A 26,258-nucleotide genomic window follows, 5' to 3' on the forward strand; every position below is an offset into this window, starting at 1 on the left:
GAGGACTGTGGACATCGCGGACGTGTACGTGTCCGGGGTCGGACTGCATCTGGCGCGGCGCATGCCCGCCGAGGAGGTCGTGGACCGGGGCATCGCCGATCTGCGGACGGTCCGGCGCACGGGGATGCGCTCGGTGTGCGTCGGGGAGCGGTCGGGCCCGGAGATGGCCGTCGAGGCGGCGCGGGCCGCCCTGCGCGGGTCGGGGCGGGCGCCGTCCGACATCGGGGTGGTCCTGCACGCCGGCACCTGGTTCCAGGGGCACGACCTGTGGGCGCCGGCGTCCTATGTACAGCGCGAGGCGGTGGGCAACAGCTGTCTGTCCCTGGAAGTCGGGCAGTTGTCCAACGGCGGTATGGCGGCGATGGAACTGGCCGTGGCCTGGCTGCGGGCGGACGCCGGTCCCGGATCGCGCAGTGCGCTGATCACCACCGGGGACCGCTTCTGCCTGCCGGGCTTCGACCGCTGGCGGACCGACCCCGGAACGGTCTGCGGCGACGGCGGGACCGCGCTCGTGCTGTCGCGGGGCTCGGGTTTCGCCCGGCTGCGAAGTCTGGTGACGGTGTCCGAGCCGTCCCTGGAGGCGATGGGCCGCGACGGCGACGGCTTCGCCCCCGCGCCCCTGGCCGCCCGGGCACCGATCAGTGTCGCCGCCTCGCGGGAACGGCTGGTCAAGAAGATCGGGCTGACCCGGCTGCTGGAGGTGCTCCAGGAGGGTCAGCGGGCCGCTTTCGACCGGGCGTTGCACGAGGCCGGTGCCAAGGCCCGCGACATCGACTGGTTCGTCCTGCCGAACCTCGGACGCCCCAAGATGGACGCCCAGTTCTTCCAGGTGCTGGACATCGACCCGGAGCGCACGACCTGGTCCTGGGGCGCGGGGGTCGGCCACCTGGGCGCCGGTGACCCCTTCGCCGGACTCGCCCGGCTGGCGGGCACCGGGGCCCTGCGCCCCGGCCGGCTCTGCGCGTTGATCAGCGCGGGGGGCGGCTTCGCCTGGTCGGTCGCGGTCCTGGAGGTGGTCGCCGAGCCCCCGCCGACCCCGTCCTTCGAGGAGTGACGCCTGCCTCGCCGCCCGGGCGGCGAGGGCTGCCGCGGCGTCCTCGGGCGCGCGTCACCGAGCACCCGGTCCGCGGCCACGTCCCGGCGGGCCCGTCGCCGCCGGCCGCCGGGGGCCGTCGCCGCGTCCCTCGGGCCGCCGGCCCGCCGGCCCGCCGAGAACCCCACCGCCCACCCGGGGAGCCCGCTGCCCCACGGACGCAGTCCGCACCCCGGCTTGTGAGAACCCCGGCCCCGAGCCGTCCGGCGACACCCGCCACCACCGCCCGACCACCGGCGGCCCTGGCCACCCGGCCACCCGGCCACCCGGCCACCCGGCCACCCGGCCACGGCGGATCGTCGACCGTCCTTCCACGCCGATTCCAGCGACCGACCCGAGGCTGTGCACCGATCACCGCACGCCCCGCCGACACGGAGGCCCTCCGACGACATGACGACCAGTCACCTCTCACCGGACGCCCTGAACGGGTTCCGCGGCCGGCCACCCACCTGGTCGCCCTCGCCCTCGGGCGACGGCAGTGAACAGTGCACCGTAGAGGTGCCGCTCGATCACTCCCGGCCCGACGGGCCGCGGATCTCCCTGGCCCTGACCCGGATCCGGGCCAAGGACCCGGCCCGGCGCCGTGGCATCCTGCTCGCGCTCAACGGCGGCCCCGGCGGCTACTTCGGCCTGGGCCGCGGCTTCCCGGCGGTCCTGGCCCGCACCCGTCTGCCCGAGGTGTACGACCTGATCGGGTTCGACCCTCGCGGCACCGGTGCGTCCACGCCGCTGACCAGCGAGATCACCCCGGCCGAGGCGCCGTTCGACTCCCGGCTGCCCGACGCGGACTTCCCGCTGCTCGCCGAGGACGCCCGGATCCGCGAAGCGGGCAACCAGCGGCTGGGCGGCGAGGCGCGCCGTCACCACAACACCCCGAGCATCGCGCGGGACATGGACGTGATCCGGCAGGTGCTGGGCGAGGAGAAGCTCAGCTTCGTCGGGTACACCTACGGCACCTACCTGGGAGCCGTCTACGGCGCCCTGTTCCCCGACCGGCTGGACCGCTGCGTCCTGGACTCCTGTGTGCATCCGGACTGGTCGTGGCGGGAGCAGTTCATGGCCCAGGGCCGGGCCAACCGGGCCAACGTCGACGCGTGGGCGGCGTGGGTGGCCGAACGCGACGGGCTGTTCGGGCTCGGCGCGTCCCGGGAGGAGGTGCTGACGGCCGTCGAGGAGGCCGCGCGCAACACCGCCGAGAAGGCCGGCACACAGCTGCGCACCCTCTTCGACGGCGCCATGGGATCGCGCTCGGCGAACCGGGCCCGCTGGGCCGAACTGGGCCACCTGGTCCGCGAGTTGCGCACCGGTGACGCGGCGGTGGCGGGCCGGTGGCTGTCCAACGAACGGGTGTGGCCCCCGGCCGAGACGGAGGGCACCACGCGGTGCGGTGTGCTGGACGCGGTCACCCTGGAGAAGGACTGGCCGGCCGACCTCGAGGTCTACTACGAGGACATGCGCCGCTTCCGGGAGAACTACCCGTACGGATACGGCATGTTGCGCGCCGCGCCCTGGGTGGGGGCCTTCCGGGCCTTCACTCCCCCGCAGCCGCCGGTGAAGCTGACCGGCGAGGGCCTCTCCTCCGGTCTGGTGGTGCACGCCGACGGCGACCCGACCGACCACTACGAGGGCGGGGCCGCGATGGCCGAGCGGCTGGGGTACCGGCTGATCACCGTGGCCGACTCCGGCCAGCACGAGATCTACGGGTTCGGCGGCAATCCCGCGGTGGACGCCCTGGTCGACGCCTATCTCGTCGACGGCGTCGTGCCCGAGGACACCGTGTGCGCGAGCACGGTGCCCCGCCCCGACCTGCCCTGCGACGGCACGCCCGCGGCCACCGGCCGCGCCTGACCCGGACCGCGTCCGACAAGCGAAGGAAGAACCCATGGCACGCGCACTCGTGATCGGCGCAGGCATCGCCGGCACGGTCACCGCGATCGCACTGCAGAAGGCCGGCCTGGACCCGGTCGTCTACGAGGCCTACGACCGGACCGCCGACGGCATCGGCAACTTCGTCAACATCGCGCCGAACGGGATCGACGCGCTGGACAGCATCGGTCTGGGCCATCTGGTGCGCGAACACGGCTTCGACACCCCCGGCATCGCCTTCTACAGCCACACCGGCCGGGCCCTGACCGGCGACGTCCGCACCGACCGGCTGGCCGCCGACGGTCAGATCATCCAGACGATCCGGCGTTCGGACCTCTATGTGTCGCTGCGCGACGAGGCGGCGCAGCGCGGGATTCCCATCGAGTACGGCAAGCGGATCGTGGACGCCACCACGACGGGCGGCGTGGTCCGGGCCGTCTTCGCGGACGAGTCGCAGGCCGAGGGCGATCTCCTCGTCGGCGCCGACGGACTGCGCTCACAGGTGCGCCGCATCATCGACCCCTCCGCTCCCCTGCCGCGCTACCTCGGGGTGCTCAACGCCTTCGGCTGCGCGCGGGGTTTCCCCGCCGAGGGGCCGCCCGGGGTGATCCGGATGTTCTTCGGCAAGAAGAGCTTCTTCAGCTACACCAAACACCCCAACGGCGACCTGTGGTGGTTCGCCAACCCGCCCTGCGCGGCCGAGCCGGACGGGGCGCAGCTGCGGGCCCTGCGGCGGGACTGGCGCCGTTATCTGCTGGAGCTGTTCGCCGGCGACCGGACCCCGGCGGCCGCGATCATCGCGGCCACGCCCGACCCCGCGCCGCCCTCGCCCACCTACGACCTGCCCCGGGCACCGCACTGGCACCGGGACGGGCTCGTCGTGATCGGCGACGCGGCCCACGCCGTCTCGCCCACGGCGGGCCAGGGGTGCTCGGTCGCCATGGAGGACGCCGTGGTGCTGGCCAAGTGCCTGCGCGACGCGCCTGGCATCGACAAGGCGTTCCTCACCTACGAGTCGGTGCGGCGCAAGCGCGTCGAGGACATCGTGGCGCAGGGCAAGTACAACAACGAGGGCAATATGCGCCGCGGGCCGGTCGGCCGCTTCCTGCGCAACTACTTCATCGCCCGCGCCTTCAAGACTTCCGACGGCTCCGATCCCACCTGGATGAGCAGCCACCACATCGACTGGCACGCACCGGCCGACGGCGACGGGCACGGACTGCGGGCCTCGTCGTGACCCGATTCGCAAGCAGAGGAGAGACCTGATGACCAGCACCGCGGACGTCTCGGGCGCGCCGGAGACCTTCCCCTTCGTGCGTCCCGGCCCGTTCACCCCGCCCGAACAGTACGCGGGCATGGTGCGGCGGGGCGTCACCCAGGTGACCCTCGCCAACACCGGACTGCGCGTCTGGACGGTCACCGGCCACGAGGCGATACGCCGGCTGCTGACCGACCCGCGCGTCAGCGCCTCGCGCAAGCACCCGGGCTTCCCGTTCTACTTCGTGGCGCCGCCCGAGGCCCGCACCGAGACCTCCTTCATCGGCTACGACCCGCCCGAGCACACGGCCGCGCGCGGGAAGGCGGCCGCGGCCTTCACCTACCAGCGCGTGCAGAAGCTGCGTCCGCGCATCCAGGAGATCGTCGACGAGCACATCGACCGGCTGCTGGCCCTGACGCCGCCGGTGGACTTCCACCGTCTGTTCTCCCTGTCGCTGCCCACGACGATCATCTGCGACATGCTGGGCATCCCCCAGGGCGATCACGACTTCATCATCGAGCACAGCAACAACATGTTCGGCATCCACAGCACCCCCGAGCAGCGGGTGGCGGCGATCGTGGAGGTCAACGCCTATGTCGAGAAGCTGGTCGAGATCCGGGAGACCGAGCCCGGCGACGACCTGACCAGCCACATCATCAAGGAGTACCGGGCGTCGGGCGAGGAGTACACCCGGCGGGACCTGGTCAACATGGTCCGGATGCTGATGAACGGCGGTCACGAGACCACCGCGAGCATGCTGTCCCTGGGCACGGCCTGCCTGCTGGAGCACCCCGACCAGCTGGCGGAGCTGATGGCCGATCCGGAGGCGCTGATCGGCCCGGCGACCGAGGAACTGCTGCGCATGGTGACCATCGGGGACATCGGGGTGCCCCGGGTCGCCCTGGAGGACATCGAGATCGACGGCACGGTCATCCCGGCCGGTGACGGCATCCTGTGTCTGCTGCTGACCGCCAACCGGGACCCTGAGGTCTTCCCGGAGCCGGAGAAGCTGGACCTGCGCCGGGGCAGCCGCAAGCAGATGGGGTTCGGTCACGGCGCGCACCTGTGCATCGGTGCCGAACTGGCCCGGCTGGAGATGCAGATCGCCTGGACGACCCTGTTCCGGCGCATCCCCACCCTGCGGCTCGCCGTACCGCTCGACGAGGTGCCCCGCAAGGAGGGGGCCATCGTCTACGGGGTGCGCGAGCTGTCCGTCACCTGGGACGCGTGATGCAGCAGGAGGCGTACGGCCCGCAACTGGCCGAGATCTACGAACTCGTCTACGCCGCACGCGGCAAGGACTACGCCGCCGAGTCGGCCGAGGTGACGGCCCTGGTCCGGGACCGCAGGCCGGACGCCTCGTCCCTGCTGGACGTGGCCTGCGGCACCGGAGGCCATCTGACCTACTTCCAGGAGCACTTCACGACCGTGGAGGGGCTGGAGCTGTCGCGGCCGATGATCGCCCAGGCTGCGCGCCGGCTGCCCGGCATCCCCGTGCACCCGGGCGACATGCGCGACTTCACGCTCGGCCGCCGCTACGACGCGATCAGCCTGATGTTCAGCTCGATCGGCTACACCCGGTCGACGGACGAACTGGAGCGCACCCTCGCCAGTCTGGCGCGGCACCTCACCCCGGGCGGGGTGATCGTCCTGGAGCCCTGGTACTTCCCGGAGGCGTTCCTGCCCGGCTACATCGCGGACGACCTGGTGCGCACCGACGACCGGGTGACGGTTCGGGTGTCCCACTCGCGGCGGCAGGGGGACGACGTCCCGATCGTCGTGCACTACATCGACGCGCGGAAGGACGCCGGCATCCGGCACTTCACGGACGTCCACCTCATGCGGCTGTTCACCCGGGAGCAGTACGAGACGGCCTTCGAGCGGGCCGGCTGTTCGGTGGAGTACGTCGGTCCCGGACGCTTCAGCTGCGGTCTGTTCGTCGGTGTGGCCAAGTGACGCCGGTGCGCTGAGGCAGGGAAGGAACCGTACGGCCCCCTTCAGACGTCCGTCGGGAGGGGGCCGTCCGTCGTCGCCGCGGTCCACATGGCGCCGAGGGACTCCTCGAGGCCGATGCGGGGGGACCAGCCGAGCAGCCGCCCGGCGAGCCGGATGTCGGCGCGGGTCCAGGCGCCGCCGAGGCCCGCGACGTCCCGGGTCCGTTCCTCGATCAGGTCAGTGGAGTGTCCGGCGGCGGTGACGAAGAGCCGGACCAGGGTGCGCATGTCCACGGCGTGGCCGCTGCCGATGTTGAGGGCGTGGCCCGTCGCCGGGGAGTGGACGGCCCTGACGACCGCGTCGGCGAGGTCGCGGACGTCCACGAAGTCCCGGCGGGCCCCGGTGAGGACCACCGTCATGGGTTCCTGGTCGGCGAGGGCCCGGCGCAGCATCGTGACCAGCTTGCCGGGAAAGCTCGCCGGTGAGGGATGGGGTCCGCAGACGTTGGCCGCTCGCAGCACCAGCCCGTCGGCCGCGCCCGCGCGCACGGCGGCGAGAACGGCCTGCGATCCGGCGAGTTTCGTCCGCGCGTAGGCGCTGCCGGGGCGCGGGGGGATCTGTTCGTCGATGAGCGTCCCGGGAGGGACGTCGCCGTACTCGTGCAGGGTGCCGATGTGCACGACGCGCGTGCGCCGGGGCAGGTCGCCCAGGGCCGCGAGCAGCCGGTGCACCGCGGCGACGTTCACCGCGTCCAGGTCCTCGTCCGGCCGGGCCCAGCCGTCCGTCGCGTTGAGGGCGTCCGTCGCGTTGACGACCGTGTCGATGCGGTGGGCTGCCAGCAGCCCGGCGATGCGCTCCCGGCCGGCGTGGCCGAGGTCCAGGGGCGCGAAGGCGTACGGGCGGATGTGGGGGGCCGGCCGGCGGGCGACGACGAGGACGTCGTCGCCGCGGGCGGCCAGGGCGGTGCACACGTGGCGCCCCACCCAGCCCGTGCCGCCGAGGACGGCCACGCGCCGCCGTGTGGGTGCGGGCCGGTGCGATGTGGTCATGCCGTCCTCCCGGTCCTGCGGGCGGCCGGTGACCGGCCGCCCGGTTCCCCCTCAGGCGCCGGAACGCCCGGCGACGAGTTCTTCCAATACCGGCACGGTGCGCGCCGGGGACGGGCGGCGGGCGTTGTCGTCCGCCACGGTTCGCGCCTGGCGCGCGTACGAGGGGTCCTCCAGCAGCGCGCGGACGGCCTCCAGCATGGTCGCGGGCGACAGTTCCGCCGGGTGGACGCGGCGTACCGCGCCCAGGTCGGCGAGGCGGGCGATGGCGTCGAGCGGCTTTCCGCGTCCGGGCACGACGACCTGCGGCACACCGTGGACGAGGCAGGCCATCATCGTGCCGGGGCCACCGTGGTGGACGGCGGCGTCGCAGCCCGGCAGGACGGAGGTCAGCGACTGCCAGCCCGTGGCGATGACGCTGTCCGGCAGCGCGCCGAGCTGCCCGACGAGGTGGTCGGCCACCGCGACGACCAGGTCCACGTCCAGTTCGCCGAGCGAGCGGACGATCTGCCCGAGCATCGGGGCGCCGCCGATCTGCGGCTGCACGGAGCCGAGGGTGACCAGCAGCCGGGGGCGGGTGCGGGGCCGCAGCACCCACTCGGGCACGGTGCCCGGCTCTCCGTAGGGCACGTAGCGCAGCGGCGTCGTGCCGGGCGCCGCGTCGCCCAGCAGGGACGGGCAGTTGTCGAGCACGAGGGCGGGGTCGGGGAGCGCGTCGAGTCCGAATTCCTTGAGCTCCGGGGCGAGTTCGTCGGCGATCCAGGGGTCGACGGGCAGGTCGCCGGGGCCCACTACGTGCTTGACCCAGGGGATGTCGTGCCGGGCGGACGCCGCTGCCGCGGCGGCGTATCCGTACGACTCGGCGACGATCAGGTCGGGGCGCCAGCGGTCGACGAGTTCGGCGGTGCCCTCCAGGGTGCGGGCGGCGAGCCGTCCGAAGCCGCGGCCGATGCCCTCGGCCATCTCCTCGTCGGTGTCGGGCACCCGGACGCGCCCGCCGTCGCGGTCCTTGGCCATCACCTCGCCCATGTCGAGCGGGCCGTAGACCGGCGCCATGGGCAGGCCGGAGCCGCGCACGGGGCCCTCGAAGCTCTCGGGGGCCGCCACGAGCACCTCGTGGCCTGCCGCGCGCAGCGCCCACGCGAGGGGCACGATCGGGTAGTACAGCGGGTGAGCTGGGCCGGTGGCCACCAGTGTCTTCATGCCGGGGAAGGTAGAAGAGCGGGCCGGAACGGCACTCGAATCCGGCTGGGACGGCACGCCCCCCCCCCCGCCGGGCGGTCAGGCCCCGTCGCGCGGTGCCGTGAGGGCGTCCTCGAGTTTCAGGCACTCCCCGTAGTGCGGCAGCAGTCCGGCGTCCGCGGCCCGGGCGAGGGTGGGAGCCACCCGGTCCCGTTCGGAGAGGACCGGCTGGATGTCACCGGGCAGCGGCAGGCCGAGCTCGGGATCGAGGACGGACAGCGCCAGTTCGTTGTCCGGGTCGTAGGCGAGGGAGAGGGTGTACGCCATGGCCGTGTCGTCCTCGAGCGCCACGAAGGCGTGCCCGACGCCCACCGGGAAGTACACGGCGCGGAAGTCCACCGGGTCGAGGACGACGGCGTCCCACCGGCCGAAGGTCGGCGAGCCCAGGCGGAGGTCCACGACGATGTCGAGGGCCTTTCCCCGGACGCAGTACACGTACTTCGCCATGCCGGGCGGAGTGCGGGTGAAGTGCACCCCGCGCACGACACCGCGCCGGGAGAAGCTGCAACTGGTCTGGGCCACCGGGAAGAGCGGCCGGCCGGTCGCCCGGAGGAAGGCCTGCGACTGGAAGGGCGACACGAACAGTCCCCGGTCGTCCCGGAACACCTCGGGGGTGAAGACGCGCGCACCGGCGACCTCGAGCTCTCTCGATTCCATGGGCGATGACTGTGGCCCGGCCGCCTCGAAGCGCACTACAGGTCCGCTCCAGGCAGCTGCCCGATCGCGGTCAGTGGCTGACCGCGATCGCGGCTAGGTTGGCCCCGCGGGCGATCGTCTCCCCGCCGCCGTGCTCGGCGCGTACACAGGCGAAAGGACGCCATGGCCGAAGTTCTCACGCGCCGGGCCCTCAACCGGGCGACCCTGGAACGCCAGTTGCTGACGCGGCGCACGGACCTGTCCGCCCCGGCGGTGATCGAGCGGCTGGCCGGGTTGCAGGCGCAGGACCCCGATCCGCCGTACATCGGGCTGTGGAGCAGGATCGAGGGCTTCCGGCTGGAGGAGCTGACGAAGCTGCTCGAGGAGCGCGCGGTGGTGCGGGCGACCCTGTTCCGCGGGACCCAGCACCTGGTCACGGCGGAGGACTATCTGTGGCTGCGCCCGCTGTTGCAGCCGATGCTGGACCGCTGGCAGAAGGCCGCCTTCGGCAAGCAGACGGCCGGTGTGGATCTGGCCGAGCTGGCCGCGGCGGCCCGTTCGGCACTGGCCGGCGGTTCGCTGGCGCGGCCGGAGCTGGGCCGGTTGCTCGCGGAGCGCTGGCCGGGGCGTGACCCGGTGGCGCTGGCCCGTTCGGTGCAGGGGCTGCTCGCCGTGGTGCACCCGCCGCCGGACGGCACCTGGGGGCGCCGGGGCACCACCCCGTTCGCGCTCGCCGAGGAGTGGCTGGACCGGCCGCTCGCCGCGGACGCCTCACGGCGGCAGCTCGTGCTGCGGCATCTCGCCGGGTTCGGCCCGGCCACCGTCAAGGACGTCCAGGCGTGGAGCGGTACGACCCGGCTGCGTGAGGTGGTCGAGGAGCTGCGGCCGCGGTTGCGGGTGTACCGGGGCGAGGGCGGGGAGGAGCTGTTCGACCTTCCCGGGGCGCCGCTGCCCGACCCGGACTCGGTGGTCCCGGTGCGGTTCCTGGCCGCCCTGGACAACGTGGTGCTCGGTCACGCGGACCGCTCCCGGCTGATGACCGACGACCAGCGCCGGCACATCATCGTCGAGGCGGCGGTGCTCGTGGACGGCTTCGTGCGCGCCCTGTGGGTGATCAAGCGGGAGGGGCGCGGCAGGACGGCCGCGGTCCTGACCGTGAAGTTCTTCTCCCCGCTGACGGCGCGTGAGGAGGCGGAGGTGGCGGCGGAGGGCGAGCGCCTGCTGCGGTTCGCGGCCGCGGACGCCGAGCGGCACGACCTGCGATTCGTGCCGGTCGGGGACGCGAGCTGAGACGCCCACGCCCGCTCCGGCCACCGGCTCCGGAGCGGGCGTGGGCCGTCTCATTCCCGCGCGAGTTCCGTCGCGATGGTCCGCACGTACGCCCCGTACCCCGAGGGCCCGATCCGCACGCCCAGCCGGTAGCAGGCCTCGCTGTCGATGTAGCCCATGCGCAGGGCGACTTCCTCGATGCAGGCGATGCGCACGCCCTGCCGGGCCTCCAGCGTGCCCACGTACTGTCCGGCCTGGAGCAGCGACTCGGGGGTTCCGGTGTCGAGCCAGGCGAAGCCCCGGCCCAGGTTGACCAGGCGGGCGGCATCCCGTTCCAGGTACCAGCGGTTGACGTCGGTGATCTCCAGTTCGCCGCGTTCCGAGGGCCGGAGGTTTCGCGCCACGTCGACCACGCGGTTGTCGTAGAAGTACAGGCCGGTGATCGCCGTGTTGGAGCGGGGCTTTTCGGGTTTCTCCTCGATCGACAGCAGGCGCCCGTCGGCGTCGACCTCGCCCACGCCGTACCGCTCCGGGTCGTGCACCGGGTAGCCGAACAGCACGCAGCCCCGCACGTCGGCGCTGTGCTCGGCCAGGACGGAGTAGAAGTGGTGGCCGTGGAAGATGTTGTCGCCGAGGATCAGGGCGACCGGGTCGTCCCCGATGTGGTCGGCGCCCAGGACGAACGCGTCGGGCAGGCCGACGGGCCGGTGCTGGGCCCGGTAGGTGAGGGACAGGCCCAGCTGTGATCCGTCGCCCAGCAGCCGCTGGAACTGGGGCAGGTCGACCGGGGTGGAGATGATGAGGATGTCCCGGATGCCCGTGAGCATCAGCACGCTGAGCGGGTAGTAGATCATCGGCTTGTCGCCGACCGGAAGCAGCTGCTTGGAGACGCCGAGGGTGAGCGGCCTCAGCCGTGTTCCCGAACCGCCCGCCAGAATGATCCCCTTCACGGGTGTCTCCCGCCCTCCGCTCGCGGTGAATGGGTACGCCGTACATTCCGTCATCCGGTATTCGAGAGCGCCTCGACGACGACTCGACAGGGATTCCGTCCGGCCGGGGCGGCGGGCTTTCCCCACTCCATCTAGCAGGTGTCTAGTTCTCTTCGAGGAACCCGCCCTAGCGTGCGAGCATGACCACTTGCCGCGTCTGCCGGAGTTCCGTCACCGAGTTCTTCGATTTCGGTCGCCAGCCGCTGTCCGATGCATTTCGCCGACCCGAGGAGACGTCGGAGGAGTTCTTCTACCGACTCGCCGTCGGCGTCTGCGAGGAATGCGCCATGGTGCAGCTCATGGAGGAGGTCCCGCGGGAGCGCATGTTCCGCGAGGACTACCCCTACCGCTCGTCCATGTCGTCGGTCATGCGGGAGCACTTCGCCACGACCGCGCGCCGCCTGCTGGCCACCGAGTGCCACGGCGACGACCCGTTCGTGGTCGAGATCGGGTGCAACGACGGCGCCATGCTGAAGACCGTCGCCGCCGCCGGTGTCCGCCACCTGGGCGTCGACCCCTCGCGCGACGTGGTGGAACTGGCGGCCGCCCAGGGCGTGCGGGTGCGGTTCGACTTCTTCCAGGAGTCCACCGCCAAGGAGATCAGGGCCGCGGACGGTCCGGCCGACGTCGTCTACGCCGCCAACACCATGTGCCACATCCCCTACCTGGACTCGGTGTTCCGCGGTGTCGACGCGCTGCTGGGCACGGACGGGGTGTTCGTCTTCGAGGACCCGTACCTCGGCGACATCGTCGAGCGGGCCAGCTTCGACCAGATCTACGACGAGCACTTCTACCTGTTCTCCGCCTCGTCGGTGCAGGCCGCGGCCCGGCGGTTCGGCTTCGAACTGGTCGATGTGCAGCGGCTTCCGGTGCACGGCGGCGAGGTGCGCTACACGCTGGCCCGCGCGGGCCGCCGGCAGCCGAGCCCGGCGGTGGCGGAACTGACCGCCGAGGAAGGCCGCCGGCAGCTCACGGACAGCACGATCCTCGAACGGTTCGGCATGCAGGTGAAGAGGAACTGCGAGGAGCTCACCGCGCTGCTGCACCGGCTGCGCGACGCCGGGCACACCGTCGCCGCGTACGGCGCCACCGCCAAGAGCGCGACCGTGACGAACTACTGCGGCATCGGTCCCGACCTGATTCCCGCGATCTACGACTCGACGGTCGCGAAACAGGGCCGCCTCTCCCCCGGCGTGCACATTCCCGTCAAGCCGATCGAACAGTTCTCGGCGCCCTACCCGGAATACGCGCTGCTCTTCGCCTGGAACCACGCCGAGGAAATCATCGCGAGGGAGACCGCGTTCCGGGAACAAGGCGGGAAATGGATTCTCTACGTGCCGGACGTCCGCGTCGTCTGAGAGCGCGGAGCTGTCATGACCAGAGTGCTCGTCACGGGCGGAGCGGGTTTCATCGGCTCCCATTACGTACGGACCGTCCTCGGCCCCGACGGCCCGGGGGACGTCACCGTCACCGTGCTGGACGCCCTCACCTACGCCGGCAACCGGGCGAACCTGGCGCCGGTGGAGGACCATCCGGGGCTCACCTTCGTTCACGGGGACATCTGCGACACCGAGGTGGTCGACGCGCTGATGCGCACACACGACCAGGTGGTGCACTTCGCCGCCGAGTCCCATGTCGACCGGTCCATCGACAGCGCGGCGGACTTCGTACGGACCAATGTGACGGGCACGCAGGTCCTGCTGGACGCCGCGCTGCGCCACCGGGTCGGGCCGATCGTGCACATCTCCACCGACGAGGTCTACGGGTCCATCGACCGGGGCGCCTGGAGCGAGAGTTCCCCGGTGCGGCCGAACAGCCCGTACGCCGCGTCCAAGGCCGCCGGGGACCTGCTCGCCCTCGCCCAGCACCGGACGCACGGCCTGGACGTCCGGGTCACCCGCTGCTCCAACAACTACGGCCCGTACCAGTTCCCCGAGAAACTGATCCCGCTGTTCATCACCCGGCTGCTCGACGGCCGGGAGGCCCCGCTGTACGGCGACGGGGGCAACGTACGGGACTGGCTGCACGTCGAGGACCACGTCCGGGCCGTGGAACGGGTCAGGACCCGGGGGCGGCCGGGCGCGACCTACAACATCGGCGGCGGCACCCCGCTGGCCAACCGCGACCTCGTCGACCGGCTCGTGCGGGCCTGCGGCGCCTCGTGGGAGCAGGTCCGCCGGGTCGAGGACCGCAAGGGCCACGACCGGCGCTACTGCGTCGACCACTCCAAGATCACCCGCGAGCTGGGCTACGGCCCGACCGTCCCGCTGGCCAGGGGCCTGGCCGAGACGGTGGAGTGGTACCGCGCCCACCGCGACTGGTGGGAACCACTTCTGAGCCCCGCGGGCCGCACCGGGTGAACCGGGGGCGCGTGCGCCGATCATCACCGTCCGGGTTGTCGTCGGACTCGAGCAGGCAGGGCTCGAGTCAGGCGAGGAAGGCGACCTTGGCGACCCGTGCCGAGCCGTACGCGGACACGTACGGGCGACCTCACCGGTGCCCATCGAGAACCCGACGGCGCACCCGACGGCGGGCCGTTCACCCGGGCAGGGGGCGGTCGTCGACGACGTGCTTCATGACGAGGGTGGAGTTGAGGCGCTGGACGCCGGGGAGCCGGGCGAGCCGCTGGTCGTAGAGCTGCTGGAAGGCGCCGAGGTCGGTGGTGGCGACCCGCAGGAGGTAGTCGGGGTCGCCGAACAGGCGCTGGGCCTGGAGCACGTGCGGGACGGCGGCGACCGCCTCTTCGAACGCCGAGACCGTGTCGGCGTCCTCCCAGCGCAGGGTGACGAAGACCAGGGCCTCGAAGTTCAGGCCGACGGCGGCCGGGTCCACCACCGCGCGGTAGCCGCGGATCGCGCCCTCGCGTTCGAGGTCGCGCAGCCTGCGGTGGCAGGGCGACACGCTCAGTTTCACGCGGGCGGCGAGCTCGGTGATCGTGAGACGGCCGTCCTGCTGCAGCTCGGTGAGAATTTTCCGGTCCAGGGCATCCATGGAGGAGATTCTGCCCAGATACCGGGATACGGCGGTAAAGAAGGGAACGGGGAGGAGGAGATCGGCAGCGCCGTGCGCGGCCGGTTCCCTCACGGCACCTCCGGTCCGTGGAACTCGCTCATCGCGTCGACGAGCCGGCGCCCGAGGTGGTCGGCGAACGAGGAGTGCGGCAGCAGCCGGTACGTCGGCGTGCCGTCGGTCTGCCAGAGCAGGACGGTGACGGGGCCCACCGTGGTCGACACCGCCCGCCCCGGACCGAAGGCCCGGGGGTGCAGGTCCAGCGGACAGCCCTTCTCCAGCACCTGCCGGGCGGACGGGCCGCTCAGCTCCAGCGTGGTGCGGTGCGCGGAGACGTCCACGACCGACCCGGGGTCCGGGCCCAGCGCCTTGCGCAGGGCGGCGGTCTCGTCGGACGGGGAGAGCACGAGCCACTCGTCGGGGCCCAGCCAGAGGACCGTGCGGGGCCCTGACGTCGTGGTGTCGCCGCACCGGCGCGGGAGCGGCGCCCCCAGGGCTTTCTCGATCCGGCCGGCCGCCGCGGAGGCGGGCTCGACGCGCACGTTCACCATGCCGAGGAACGGCAGCTCCCGCAGGGCGACGCCCCGGGCACCGGTGACGGTGGCGGCGCGCATCCGTTCCTCCAGGTGGGCCAGGGGGCTTCGGCGCAGTGTCGCGGGGCCTGTGTCAGCCATCTCGTCTGGTCCCTTCGGGGTCGTAGAGGACGCAGTCGGTCACCTCGACGGGCACCAGGTCCCGGCCCACCGGGGCGAGCAGGGTCTCGCCGATCCTGGCCCGCCCGCCGGTGACGAGGGCCAGGGCGAAGGGGCGGCCGAGGGCCTGGCTGTGATAGCTGGAGGTGACGTGGCCGAGCATCGGCACCGGCGTCCTGTCCAAGTCGGCGTCCCGCGCGACGAGTTGGGTGCCCTCGGGCAGCCGGGTCGTGCGGTCGCTCGGCAGCAGGCCGACCAGGTGCCTGCGGTCGGCGCGGGCGGTGTCGGCACGGGAGAAGGACCGCTTGCCGATGAAGTCCTTCCGCTGCGACACCACCCAGGACATGCCCGCGTCCTGGGGTGTGACGGTGCCGTCGGTGTCCTGCCCGACGATGATGTAGCCCTTCTCGGCCCGCAGCACGTGCATGGTCTCGGTGCCGTACAGGGTGATGCCGTACGGCTGCCCGGCCGCGTGGACCTGTTCCCAGACGGCCAGGCCGTACCACCCCGAGACGTTGATCTCGTAGGCCAGTTCGCCGGAGAAGGAGATGCGGCAGACGCGCGCCGGAACGCCGCAGGCGAGGGTGGTCTCGCGGAAGGTCATGTAGGGGAACGCCTCGGCGGACAGGTCCAGGCCGGGCGCGAGCCGGGCGACGACGTCCCGGGACTTCGGGCCCACGACGGCGATGGTCGACCACTGCTCGGTCACCGAGGTGCAGTGCACGTCGAGTCGGGACCACTCGGTCTGGAGCCACTCCTCCAGCCAGTCCAGGACCTCGGCGGCACCGCCGGTCGTGGTGGTCGTGAAGTAGCGGTCGTCGTCGAGGCGGAGGGTCACACCGTCGTCGAAGATCATGCCGTCGGGCCTGCACATCACGCCGTAGCGGGCCGTGCCGGGCTTCAGCTTCGCGAAGGCGTTGGTGTAGATCCGGTCGAGGAACTCGCCCGCGTCGGCGCCCCGGATCTCGATCTTGCCGAGGGTGGAGGCGTCCATGAACGCCACCCCTTCGCGGGCGGCCCGGCATTCCCGGGCCACGGCGGTGTCCATGTCCTCGCCGGGCCGGGGATAGAACCGGGGGCGCTTCCACTGCCCTGCGTTCTCGAACTCGGCGCCGTGCGCCACGTGCCAGCCGTGCAGCGGCGTGGTCCGCTCCGGGTCGAACAGCTCGCCGCGTTCGCGTCCGGCCAGGGCGGCGAAGGCGACCGGTGTGTACGGCGCCCGGTGGGCCGTGGTGCCGATCTGCCCGGGTGAACCGCCGAGCGCCTCGGCGATGACGCCGATCGCGTTGACGCCCGAGGTCTTGCCCTGGTCGTTCGCGGTGCCGAGGGAGGTGTAGCGCTTGACGTGCTCGACGCCGCGCATCCCGGCCGCGGTGGACCGCCAGACGTCGGCGACGGTGACGTCGCGCTGGAGGTCGACGAAGTGACGGTCCCAGGTGGCCGGTTCGCCGTCGGGTCCGGGGATCAGCCACAGGGCGCGGGCCGGGCCGGCCGGCAGCCGCTCGCCCTCGGGCGGTACGGCGACCGGGAACCCCGCCCGCGTCGCGGCCAGCGCGCCCGCCCGGGCCCCTTCCGAGCGGCAACCGTCGGTGTCGTACGTCCCGCGCGCGGCACCGACGACCTGCTGGTCCCGCACGGCGCCGTCGGGCACGAAGGCGACCAGGTCCTCGTCCCAGCGCAGCCGTCCCTGGCGCTGGCTGTGCAGATGCACCACCGGGCTCCAGCCGCCCGAGACGGCGAGCAGGTCGCATGCGAACAGTTGGGGCGCGCCGGTGAGCCGGCCGTCCGCGTCGAGTTCCCGGACCGTGACGCCGGTGAGTCTCGGCCCGCCCGCCGTACCGGTCACCGCGCTGCCCGTCAGCACCCGCACCCCGGTGGCCCCGGCGATCCGGGCGGCCCGGCGGGACAGGCAGGGCCGTGCGTCGGCCACGGCGGCGATGCCGATCCCGGCCGCGTGCAGAGCGGCGACCGTGTCGTAGGCGCTGTCGTTGGTCGTGCTCACCACGGCCCGGGATCCGGGGGCCACGGCGTACCGGTCGAGGTACGTCCGCACGGCCGAGGCGAGCATCACCCCGGGCCGGTCGTTGCCGGCGAAGACCAGCGGCCGCTCGTGCGCGCCGGTCGCCAGCACCACCTGGCGGGCCCGGATGTGCCACAGCCGCTGGCGGGAGACGCCCTCGACGGCGGTCGCGAGGTGGTCGGTGCGGCGCTGGAGGGCGAGCACGTAGTTGTCGTCGTACGACCCGAAGGCGGTGGTGCGTCGCAGGACGACGGTCTCGGGGTCGCGGGCCGGGGCCGCGCGCGGGCCCGCGCCCTCGCCGGTGCCGGAGTGCGGGCGGTCACCGGGATCGGGCTTGTCGTCGACGAGGATCACCCGGGCGCCGGAAGCGGCGGCAGCGGCGGCGGCCGCGAGTCCGGCCGGGCCGGCGCCGACGACCAGGACGTCGGTGTGGGCGTACTTCTTGTCGTAGAGGGCCGGGTCGGGGGTGGGGGCGAGCCGGCCCTTCCCGGACAGGGTGGTGGCGGACAGTCCGTCGTACAGCTCCACCGTCGTCGCCGGGAGCATGCCCTCCGGGCAGGGGCCGTCGAGCCGGACCAGGGCGTTGGGTTCCTCGACACCCGCGGCGACGATGCCGCGCGGACGGCCGCGGTAGAGCGACGGGGCGACCTCGACGAGCCCGTTCGCCAGCATCGCGGAGGCGAGGGTGTCACCGGGGTGGCCGGTCAGCTCCCGTCCGTCGACGGTGAAGCGCAGCAGGGTGGCGCGGTCGACGCGGCCGCCGTGCGGCAGCCGGAAACGCTGCTCGGTCATCGGGTCCCTCCGGGGCGCGGCTCGTCGAGCCGGTAGGTGGTCAGCACCTCGTAAGTGGCGGTGTCGCGCAGCACGTTGAACCAGCGGCGGCAGCCGGTGCTGTGTGCCCACCGCTCGGCGAAGGGACCCTCGGGGTTGTCGCGGTAGAAGACGTACTCGGCCCACTGCTCGTCGGTCAGCCCGGCGGGGTCCTCGGGGTGGGGGACGTGGGCCTGCCCGCCGTAGCGGTACTCGGTCTCGTCCCGCGGGCCGCACCAGGGGCAGGTGATCAGCAGCACGGTGTCCTCCTCAGTGGGCCACGGCCGCGGCGCCGTGCTCGTCGATCAGCGCGCCGGTCGTGAAACGGTCGAGGGCGAAGGGGGCGTTCAGCGGATGCGGCTCGCCGGTCGCGAGGGTGTGCGCGAAGGTCCAGCCGGCCGCCGGGGTGGCCTTGAAGCCGCCGGTCCCCCAGCCGCAGTTGACGTACAGACCCTCCACCGAGGTGCCGCCGATGATCGGTGAGGCATCGGGGGTGACGTCGACGACGCCGCCCCAGGTCCGCAGCACATGCGCCCGCGCGAAGACGGGGAACAGCTCGACGGCGGCGGCCATCTGCCGCTCGATGACGTGGAACGAGCCGCGCCGGCCGTACCCGTTGTAGGAGTCGACGCCCGCGCCCATCACCAGCTCGCCCTTGTGCGCCTGGGAGACGTAGACGTGCACGTGGTTCGACATGACGACGGTCGGGTGCACCGGCTCGTGCAGCTCGGAGACCAGGGCCTGGAGCGGGTGGGACTGCACCGGCAGCCGCAGCCCCGCCCGTTCGGCGAGGACGCTGCTGTGGCCTGCCGCCGCGAGGCCCACGCGGCCGGTGTGGATGCGGCCGCGGGTGGTGTCGACGCCCACGACCCGGTCGCCGTCCTTGACGAAGCCGGTGACCTCGCAGCCCTGGATCAGGTGCACGCCCAGCTGGTCGGCGCGACGGGCCAGCGCCCACGCGACGTGGTCGTGCTTGGCGATGCCGGCCCGGGGCTGGAAGGTGCCGCCCAGGACCGGATGGCGGGTGCGGGGTGAGACGTCGAGGATGGGGCAGACCTCGGCGACCTGGTCCGGGTCGAGCCATTCGGCGTCGACGCCGTTGAGACGGTTGGCGTTCACCCGGCGCACGCTCTCGCGGACGTCCTGGAGGGTGTGGGCGAGGTTGAGGACCCCGCGCCGGCTGAAGAGGAAGTCGTAGTCGAGCTCTTCAGGGAGCCGCTCCCACAGCTTGAGGGCGTGTTCGTAGATCGCGGCGCTCTCGTCCCGGAGGTAGTTGGAGCGGATGATCGTGGTGTTGCGGGCCATGTTGCCGCCCGCCAGCCAGCCCTTCTCCAGAACGGCCACGTCGGTGATGCCGTGGTCGCGGGCGAGGTAGTAGGCGGTGGCCAGGCCGTGGCCGCCCCCGCCGACGACGACGACGTCGTACGAGGAACGCGGCTCGGGGTGGTGCCAGAGGAAGTCGGGATGTTCCGGCGGCGGCTCGGCGCTCATGCCACGGCTCCGTTCGCGTGGTGGGGGGCGGCGGGGCTGGTCGACGGGCTGGTCGTCCTGGGTGCACCGTTCTGGGAGCCGGTTGATGCGCGACTGATATATCAGACTGTGCGGTACGGTATGGGAGCTCACCGGACAGGTCAAGGGGGCCTTCATGCGGCAGTCGGCGACGGAGCTCGCGAGCGGGGAGTCCCTGGGTCCGGAGCCCGGGGCCGAGGAGCTGTCCCTCGCCGAGCGCGCGTACCGCGCCATCCGCGACCGGCTCGTCATGCTGGAGATCCGTCCGGGTGCGCCGATCCACGAGGAGCAGCTCGCGCAGTCCCTCGGCGTCGGGCGGACACCGGTGCGCGAGGCCCTGAAGCGGCTCCAGTACGAGCGCCTGATCACGGCTTATCCCCGGCGCGGCACGTTCGCCACCGAGGTCAACATCACCGACCTTGCCCATGTCTTCGAGGTGCGCCAGGAGCTGGAACCCCTGGCCGCCGCGCTGGCCGCGCGACGCGCCACGACGGCGGACCGGGCGGCCCTGACGGCCCTGCGGCAGGAGCTGGCGGGCGCGCACTCCGCCCGGCGGCATCCCGGCGCGCTGATGCATCTGGACCTGCGGGTCCACCGCGCCGTCTACGCCGCCGCGCACAACCCGTATCTGGAGGACACCCTCATCCGCCACGACAACCTCGCCACCCGCATCTGGTGCCTGTTCCTGGACCGCCTGCCCGACATGGCGGGCCACGTCCAGGAGCACGGGCCGCTGATCGAGGCGATCATCGCGGGCGAGCCGGAGCGGGCGGCGCGGCTGGCCCATGGGCACGTCGAGGGGTTCGAGCGGGCGATCCGGGCGGCCATCTGAGTGTCTTCGCCGGTCACCGCAGTGGCTCAGCGCAGACGCGCCGGTGCGGGCCGGTAGCGGGACAATCGGTGCAGGAAGCGTGAGCAGCCAGGGGCGGCACATCCGGAGGCACCGTGGAGGGACGCGTACCGGAGGACTTGGCGGTCGTCGTCGACGCCGACGGGGCGATCTCGGTGTGGAGCGACGGTGCTCGCCGCCTGCTCGGACACGAGCCCGCCGAGGTCGTGGGCAGGCCCGCCGACGACCTGCTCGCCGCCCGGCTGCCCGAGTCCACGCGGCGGCACGCGGCCGAGGGCCGGCGCTGGGCCGGTGAGGTGGCGCTGTGGAACCGGGACGGCAACCGGGTGGTGGTCCGGCTCCAGGGGACGCCGATGCTGGACGGGCGGGGCAGGCGGCTGTGGCTCGTGACCGGCACCGCGCCGGTGTACCCGGCGGCGCCCGCCGACCGGGCGACCCTGCCCCTGTGGGACCTCACGCTCGCCCAGCTCCCCGTGCCGGTGGCGGTGTACGACCGGGATGCGCGGCTGGTGGCGGCCAACGAGATGATGACCGCGGTGATGGGCAGGTCCGTGGAGGAGATGAAGGGCCTGACCCTGTGGGAGATCGAGCCGAACCCGCCCTTCGACTCCTACGACCGCCTCCAGCGGGAGGTCCTGCGCACCGGTGAGCTGATCTTCCACGAGGAGCACGGCAAGGCCCCGGGCGAGACCCGGCCGCACGCCTGGTCGATGTTCATGTCGCCGCTGAAGGACGAGACCGGCGCGGTGCGGGGCATGTCGGCGACCGTGTTCGACACGACGGAGCAGTACTGGGCCCGCCGCCGGCTGGCGGTGCTGAACGAGGCCAGTCTGCGGATCGGGAGCACCCTGGACGTGACCCGCACGGCCGAGGAGCTGGCCGAGGTGGCCGTGGCCGGGGGTTTCGCGGACTTCGTCGCCGTGGATCTGCTGGAGTCCGTCGCCCTGGGCGAGGAGCCGGAACCGCTGCCGCCGGACACGCCCGTCACCGTGCGGCGCACCGCACAGCGGTCGGTGCTGGAGGGCTGCCCGGAGTCGGTGGTGGCAGCGGGCGCCGCGACCCCCTACCCGGTGGGGACGCTGCCGCTGCGGACCCTGGCAGCCGACCGGGGTGCCCGGCACCGGCCGGGCGATCCGGAGCTGCGGGAGTGGATCACGGCCTCACCGGGCCGCGCCGAGTCCGTGTCCCGGTTCATGATGCACTCGGTGATGATGGTGCCGTTGCGGGCCCGCGGCGTGACGCTGGGCCTGGTGCACTTCCTGCGCCACCGCACCCCGGACCCGTTCAGCGAGGACGATCTGCTGCTAGCGGAGGACATCGTGGCCCGGGCCGCGGTGAGCGTGGACAACGCCCGCCGCTTCACCCGGGAACGCCGCACGGCCCTGGCACTCCAGCGCAGCCTGCTCCCGGAACGGCTCCCCGACCTCGCGGCGATGGACATCGCCTACCGCTATCTGCCGACCGGGGCCGGGGCGGACATCGGGGGCGACTGGTTCGACGTGATCCCGTTGTCCGGCGCCCGCGTGGCCCTGGTCGTGGGTGACGTGGTCGGCCACGGCATCCAGGCGTCGGCCACGATGGGCCGGCTGCGGACCGCCGTACGGACGCTCGCCGATGTCGATCTCGCCCCCGACGAGCTGCTCACCCAGCTGGACGACCTCGTCATCCGGCTCGACCGGGAGGAGGGCCCGGAGGCGCGCGGGGCGGAGGAGGCGTCGGGGCAGGTCGGTGCCACCTGCCTGTACGCCGTGTACGACCCGGTGTCCCGTCGCTGCACCATGGCCCGCGCCGGGCATCCGCCGCCCGTGCTGGTGACGCCCGACGGCGGCGTACGGTTCCTCGACCTGCCGGCCGGGCCGCCGCTGGGCCTGGGCGGTCTGCCCTTCGAGGCCGTGGAGGTGCAACTGGAGGAGAACAGCCTGCTCGCCCTCTACACCGACGGTCTGATCGAGGCGCCCGACCACGACATCGAGATCGGCACGGCCCTGCTGCGCGACGCCCTGGGCGACTTCGGCGGCACGCTCGAGGAGACCTGCGAGCGGGTCCTGCGCACGCTGCTGACCGGCCGGCCCGACGACGACATCGTGCTGATGCTCGCGCGCACGGCCGTCCTCGACCCCGGGAAGGTCCGCACCTGGCAGTTGCCGCCGGACCCCGCGGCCGTGGCGCGGGCCCGCAAGATGGCGGGCGATCAGCTGGCCGAATGGGGGCTGGCGGAGGCGGAGTTCGCCACCGAACTGATCGTCAGCGAGCTGGTCACCAACGCGCTGCGGTACGGCGGCGCCCCCATCGAACTGCGGCTGATCCGCGACTCGACCCTCATCTGCGAGGTGTCCGACGGCAGCAGCACCGCGCCGCACCTGCGCCGGGCCCGGGTCTTCGACGAGGGCGGCCGGGGCCTGCTGCTCGTCGCCCAGCTCGCCGAGCGGTGGGGCACCCGCCAGACGGCCACGGGCAAGACCATCTGGGCGGAGCAGCCCTTGCCGCCGGGCATCTGAACCGGACACTCGCGGGTCCGCGATGCCCGGTCACGGCGGGCCTGTTCCCCGGCGTCCGGTACGGGCGCGGTGTCCGATGCGGCATGCCGGCACGCACCACGGGTACCCCGGTGATCTTGCAAGGCGGCCCTCGGGCCGTATGTTCGTCGGAAGGAGAGCCGTGTCTGACGAGACGGTGAAGAACGTCTTCGTGATCGGGCTCGACGAGGCCAATCTGCCCACGCTCCAGCAGGTCCCGGGAGCCGACCGGCTGCGCTTCCACCAGCTGCTGACCATCGAGGAGCTCCAGGTCGGCGAAGTGCACCTCCCCTCGCTGCTCGACAAGGCCCAGGGGGTGCTCGACGCGTTCGACGGCAGCATCGACGCGATCGTGGGGTACTGGGACTTCCCGGTCAGCACCCTCGTCCCGATGCTGAGCGAGCGCTACGGCACCCGCAGCACCAGCCTGGAGTCGGTGGTCAAGTGCGAGCACAAGTACTGGAGCCGGCTGGAGCAGCAGAAGGCCACCGACCGGCATCCGCGCTTCGGACAGGTGGACCTGTCGGCCGAGCCGCCGCGCCCGCCGCAGGACGTGACCTTCCCGATGTGGCTCAAGCCCGCCCTCTCGTACTCCTCCGAACTCGCCTTCGGCGTGGATGACGAAGAGGAGTTCCGCAAGGCGGTCGGCGAGATCCGCGAGGGCATATCCCGCATCGGCCGGCCCTTCGAGCACATCCTCGAACGCATCGACCTGCCGCCGGAGATGCACGGCGTGGGCGGCCGGGTCTGTCTCGCCGAGGAGGCGCTGTCCGGCGTCCAGGTCGCCGTCGAGGGCTACGTCCACCAGGGCGAGGTGACCGTCTACGGAGTCCTGGACTCCATCCAGTACCCGGACTCCTCCTGTTTCCTGCGCCACCAGTACCCCTCGATGCTGCCGCCCCCGGTCATCGCGCGGCTGCACGACGTCAGCGAGCGCGTGATGCGGCAGATCGGGATGGACTCGGCCACCTTCAGCATCGAGTACTTCTACGACCCGCGGACCCAGGAGATCAATCTGCTGGAGATCAACCCCCGGCACTCCCAGTCGCACGCGGAGCTGTTCCAGTACGTCGACGGCGTGCCCAACCACCACTGCATGGTCCGCCTCGCCCTCGGCGAGGACCCGCGCATGCCGCACCGCGAGGGCGAGTACGCCATGGCCGCGAAGTGGTACCACCGCTGGTTCACCGATGGTGTGGTGCGCCGGGTGCCGAGCGCCGAGGAGATCGCGCGCATCGAGCGGGAGACCCCGGGTGTGCGCATCGAGGTCGTCCCCGCACAGGGCGACAGGCTCTCGGAGCTGCCGGGGCAGGACAGCTACAGCTACGAGCTGGCGCACATCTACACCGGCGGTGCCGACGAGGCGGAGCTGCGGGCGAAGTTCGACCACTGCGTGGCGGCCCTGGGCCTCCTCTTCGAGGACGCCCCGTCCGGAGCCGAAGCCGCGCGAAAGTGAGGAGCACGTCACTTCAATGCGTTATGTGACCAACCTGCCGTACGAGACGAAGGAAGAAGAGCACGTCACGATCCCGATGTCCGACGGGATCCGGCTCTCCGCGCACATCTGGCGCCCCACCTCCTCCGACCAGGAGCCGGTGCCGGCGGTGCTGGAGTACATCCCGTACCGCAAGCGCGACCTGACCGCCGTACGCGACTCGATCCACCACCCCTACCTCGCCGGGCACGGCTACGCCTGCGTCCGCGTCGACCTGCGCGGCACCGGCGACTCGGAGGGCGTGCTGCGCGACGAGTACCTGGAGCGGGAGCAGGCGGACGCCGAGGAGGTCCTGGCCTGGCTGGCGGAGCAACCGTGGTGCGACGGCGGCACGGGCATGATGGGCATCTCCTGGGGCGCGTTCGCGGCGCTCCAGGTGGCGGCCCGCCGGCCGCCGAGCCTGAAGGCCATCGCCATCGCCTCGTTCACCGACGACCGGCACGCCGACGACATGCACTACATGGGCGGCGCCCTGCTGTCGGACAACCTGGCCGAGGCGGGCACCATGTTCGCCTACGGCACCTGCCCGCCCGACCCGGCCGTGGTCGGCGAGCGCTGGCGCGAGATGTGGCACGAGCGGCTGGAGAACACCGAGCCCTGGGTGCTGGAGTGGCTGCGCCACCAGCGCCGCGACGACTACTGGCGGCACGCCTCGGTGTGCGAGGACTACACGAGCGTGCAATGTCCGGTCCTGGCCTCGAGCGGCTGGGCGGACGGCTACTCCAACGCCGTGACCCGGCTGCTGGGCAACCTGGACGTGCCCCGCAAGGGGCTGATCGGGCCCTGGTCGCACAAGTTCCCGCACCTCGGGGAGCCGGGCCCGGCCATCGGCTACCTCCAGGAGCTCGTGCGGTGGTGGGACCACTGGCTCAAGGGTGTCGACAACGGCGTCATGGACGGGCCGATGCTCCAGGCGTGGATGCAGGACAGCGTGCCGCCCTCCACCTCCTACGAGGAGCGGCCGGGCCGCTGGGTGGGCGAGCCGGACTGGCCGTCCCCGCACATCCGGTCCGTCACGCACCCGCTCACCCGGCACACGATCGGGCCGCCGCGCGACGCGGACGCGCCGGCGCCCGAGGGCGGTGAGGCGATGACCGTCCGCTCACCGCTCTCCGTCGGCCAGTTCGCGGGCAAGTGGGCCTCCTACAACGCGCCCCCGGACCTGCCCTACGACCAGCGGGAGGAGGACGGCGGTTCGCTCGTCTTCGACACCGAGCCGCTGACCGAGCCGGTGGAGATCCTCGGCTCGCCGAGCGTGGAGCTCGACCTGTCGGTCAGCGAGCCGGTCGCCCTGGTGGCCGCGCGGCTGTCCGACGTGAGCCCCGACGGCGCCGCGACGCGCGTCTCGTACGGCATCCTGAATCTGACCCGCCGTGACAGCACCGAGGCCCCCGAGCCGTTGGAGCCGGGCCGGCGCTACCGGGCCACCATCCCGCTGAACGGGGTGGCCCAGGCGTTCCCTCCCGGCCACCGCATCCGGCTGTCCCTGTCGACGTCCTACTGGCCGCTGGCCTGGCCCGCGCCCAAGCCGGCCCTGCTCAGCGTCCACGAGCACTCCAGCACGCTCACCCTGCCGGTGCGGCCGGTGGACGAGCCCGACGAGGTGCCGTCCTCGCCCTTCGGTGAGCCCGAGGGCACTCCCCCGCTCGCCATGACCCAGGTGACGCCGCCGGAGGAACGCTGGGACGTCAAGCGGGATCTGATCGACTACCGCTCCGAGCTGGACATCGTGAAGGACCGGGGCACGGTCCGCTTCGAGGACATCGGCCTGGAGGCCGGCCGCCGCGCCCACGAGCGGTACACGGCGGTCGCCGACGACTTCACCTCGGTCGGCGGCGAGACCACGTGGACCATGCGGTTCCAGCGGGACGACTGGGACGTGCGGGTGGTCACCCACACCCGGCTCACGTGCGACGAGACGGACTTCTTCGTCGACGCGACCCTCGACGCCTACGAGGCAGGCCGGCGGGTCTTCTCCCGCACCTGGAACGAGGAGGTCCCCCGCGACCTGCTGTAGGCCGCG

At 72.6% G+C, this 26,258-nt stretch carries 21 protein-coding genes; 12 read left to right on the top strand and 9 right to left on the bottom strand.

The genetic code is table 11. The features are described from left to right. Positions 1–7: 7 nt before the first annotated feature. The 5 genes from AC0665_RS18990 to AC0665_RS19010 all read left to right on the top strand — a co-directional run bounded on the left by AC0665_RS18990 (position 8) and on the right by AC0665_RS19010 (position 6,173). Positions 8–1,054 carry a ketoacyl-ACP synthase III family protein gene (locus AC0665_RS18990; RefSeq protein WP_478705403.1) on the top strand — a complete coding sequence of 349 codons (1,047 nt, stop codon included), beginning with the start codon at positions 8–10 and terminating at the stop codon, positions 1,052–1,054. A 429-nt stretch (positions 1,055–1,483) separates the two neighbouring features. Continuing rightward, a complete protein-coding gene (locus AC0665_RS18995; protein WP_478705404.1) occupies positions 1,484–2,941 on the top strand; it encodes an alpha/beta fold hydrolase in 1,458 nt (485 codons plus the stop codon). A gap of 34 nt (positions 2,942–2,975) precedes the next feature. Next, positions 2,976–4,196 (top strand): NAD(P)/FAD-dependent oxidoreductase, encoded by a 1,221-nt coding sequence (locus AC0665_RS19000; RefSeq protein ID WP_366051760.1) that lies wholly within the window; start codon positions 2,976–2,978, stop codon positions 4,194–4,196. A gap of 28 nt (positions 4,197–4,224) precedes the next feature. Beyond that, positions 4,225–5,448, top strand: a complete 1,224-nt coding sequence (locus AC0665_RS19005) for a cytochrome P450 (protein ID WP_478705405.1) — start codon at positions 4,225–4,227, stop codon at positions 5,446–5,448. Beyond that, positions 5,448–6,173 (top strand): class I SAM-dependent methyltransferase, encoded by a 726-nt coding sequence (locus tag AC0665_RS19010; RefSeq protein WP_478608401.1) that lies wholly within the window; start codon positions 5,448–5,450, stop codon positions 6,171–6,173. Before AC0665_RS19005 ends, AC0665_RS19010 begins: the two co-directional genes overlap by 1 nt. Positions 6,174–6,214: 41 nt before the next feature. On the opposite strand, the gene AC0665_RS19015 is transcribed toward AC0665_RS19010, so the two are convergent. The 3 genes from AC0665_RS19015 to AC0665_RS19025 form a co-directional block, all read right to left on the bottom strand. Further along, complete coding sequence (locus AC0665_RS19015; RefSeq protein ID WP_478705406.1) at positions 6,215–7,201, bottom strand: NAD-dependent epimerase/dehydratase family protein; 987 nt, start codon at positions 7,199–7,201, stop codon at positions 6,215–6,217. Positions 7,202–7,252: 51 nt separating this feature from the next. Next, positions 7,253–8,401: a nucleotide disphospho-sugar-binding domain-containing protein gene (locus tag AC0665_RS19020; protein WP_478705407.1), complete on the bottom strand. Its 1,149-nt coding sequence runs from the start codon at positions 8,399–8,401 to the stop codon at positions 7,253–7,255. A gap of 78 nt (positions 8,402–8,479) precedes the next feature. Further along, positions 8,480–9,097 (bottom strand): dTDP-4-dehydrorhamnose 3,5-epimerase family protein, encoded by a 618-nt coding sequence (locus AC0665_RS19025; RefSeq protein ID WP_468405371.1) that lies wholly within the window; start codon positions 9,095–9,097, stop codon positions 8,480–8,482. 162 nt (positions 9,098–9,259) lie between these two features. Between AC0665_RS19025 and AC0665_RS19030 the strand changes: the two genes are divergently transcribed. Then, the gene (locus AC0665_RS19030; protein WP_478705408.1) at positions 9,260–10,366 is read left to right on the top strand and encodes a winged helix DNA-binding domain-containing protein; all 1,107 of its coding nucleotides are present in this window, start codon (positions 9,260–9,262) and stop codon (positions 10,364–10,366) included. Positions 10,367–10,416: 50 nt separating this feature from the next. On the opposite strand, the gene rfbA is transcribed toward AC0665_RS19030, so the two are convergent. Next, positions 10,417–11,295: a glucose-1-phosphate thymidylyltransferase RfbA gene (gene rfbA / locus AC0665_RS19035; protein WP_478608286.1), complete on the bottom strand. Its 879-nt coding sequence runs from the start codon at positions 11,293–11,295 to the stop codon at positions 10,417–10,419. A gap of 179 nt (positions 11,296–11,474) precedes the next feature. Between rfbA and AC0665_RS19040 the strand changes: the two genes are divergently transcribed. Then, complete coding sequence (locus AC0665_RS19040) at positions 11,475–12,692, top strand: methyltransferase domain-containing protein (RefSeq protein ID WP_468405365.1); 1,218 nt, start codon at positions 11,475–11,477, stop codon at positions 12,690–12,692. 15 nt (positions 12,693–12,707) lie between these two features. Beyond that, positions 12,708–13,694: a dTDP-glucose 4,6-dehydratase gene (rfbB, locus tag AC0665_RS19045; protein WP_478705409.1), complete on the top strand. Its 987-nt coding sequence runs from the start codon at positions 12,708–12,710 to the stop codon at positions 13,692–13,694. Positions 13,695–13,872: 178 nt separating this feature from the next. Here rfbB and AC0665_RS19050 read toward each other — a convergent pair whose 3' ends face one another. The 5 genes from AC0665_RS19050 to AC0665_RS19070 form a co-directional block, all read right to left on the bottom strand. Beyond that, complete coding sequence (locus tag AC0665_RS19050; RefSeq protein ID WP_468405360.1) at positions 13,873–14,325, bottom strand: Lrp/AsnC family transcriptional regulator; 453 nt, start codon at positions 14,323–14,325, stop codon at positions 13,873–13,875. Positions 14,326–14,414: 89 nt separating this feature from the next. Continuing rightward, positions 14,415–15,017, bottom strand: a complete 603-nt coding sequence (locus AC0665_RS19055; RefSeq protein ID WP_478705410.1) for a sarcosine oxidase subunit gamma — start codon at positions 15,015–15,017, stop codon at positions 14,415–14,417. Further along, on the bottom strand, positions 15,010–17,847 hold the full coding sequence (locus AC0665_RS19060) for a 2Fe-2S iron-sulfur cluster-binding protein (protein WP_478705411.1): 2,838 nt from the start codon (positions 17,845–17,847) through the stop codon (positions 15,010–15,012). The genes AC0665_RS19055 and AC0665_RS19060 overlap by 8 nt, the downstream gene beginning before the upstream one ends. Next, positions 17,844–18,125 carry a sarcosine oxidase subunit delta gene (locus AC0665_RS19065; RefSeq protein WP_468405353.1) on the bottom strand — a complete coding sequence of 94 codons (282 nt, stop codon included), beginning with the start codon at positions 18,123–18,125 and terminating at the stop codon, positions 17,844–17,846. Before AC0665_RS19065 ends, AC0665_RS19060 begins: the two co-directional genes overlap by 4 nt. Before the next feature lie 10 nt (positions 18,126–18,135). Further along, entirely contained in the window at positions 18,136–19,356 is a 1,221-nt protein-coding gene (locus tag AC0665_RS19070) for a sarcosine oxidase subunit beta family protein (RefSeq protein WP_478705412.1), read from the bottom strand. Positions 19,357–19,510: 154 nt separating this feature from the next. On the opposite strand from AC0665_RS19070, the gene AC0665_RS19075 reads away from it, so the two are divergent. The 4 genes from AC0665_RS19075 to AC0665_RS19090 all read left to right on the top strand — a co-directional run bounded on the left by AC0665_RS19075 (position 19,511) and on the right by AC0665_RS19090 (position 26,252). Beyond that, positions 19,511–20,206, top strand: coding sequence for a GntR family transcriptional regulator (locus tag AC0665_RS19075; protein ID WP_478705413.1), 696 nt, complete (start codon positions 19,511–19,513; stop codon positions 20,204–20,206). 113 nt (positions 20,207–20,319) lie between these two features. After that, entirely contained in the window at positions 20,320–22,722 is a 2,403-nt protein-coding gene (locus AC0665_RS19080) for a SpoIIE family protein phosphatase (protein WP_478705414.1), read from the top strand. 160 nt (positions 22,723–22,882) lie between these two features. After that, positions 22,883–24,196: an ATP-grasp domain-containing protein gene (locus tag AC0665_RS19085; protein WP_468405345.1), complete on the top strand. Its 1,314-nt coding sequence runs from the start codon at positions 22,883–22,885 to the stop codon at positions 24,194–24,196. Positions 24,197–24,212: 16 nt separating this feature from the next. Further along, complete coding sequence (locus AC0665_RS19090) at positions 24,213–26,252, top strand: CocE/NonD family hydrolase (RefSeq protein WP_478705415.1); 2,040 nt, start codon at positions 24,213–24,215, stop codon at positions 26,250–26,252. Positions 26,253–26,258: the final 6 nt, after the last annotated feature.

This window comes from Streptomyces sp. NPDC043685, assembly GCF_056436585.1.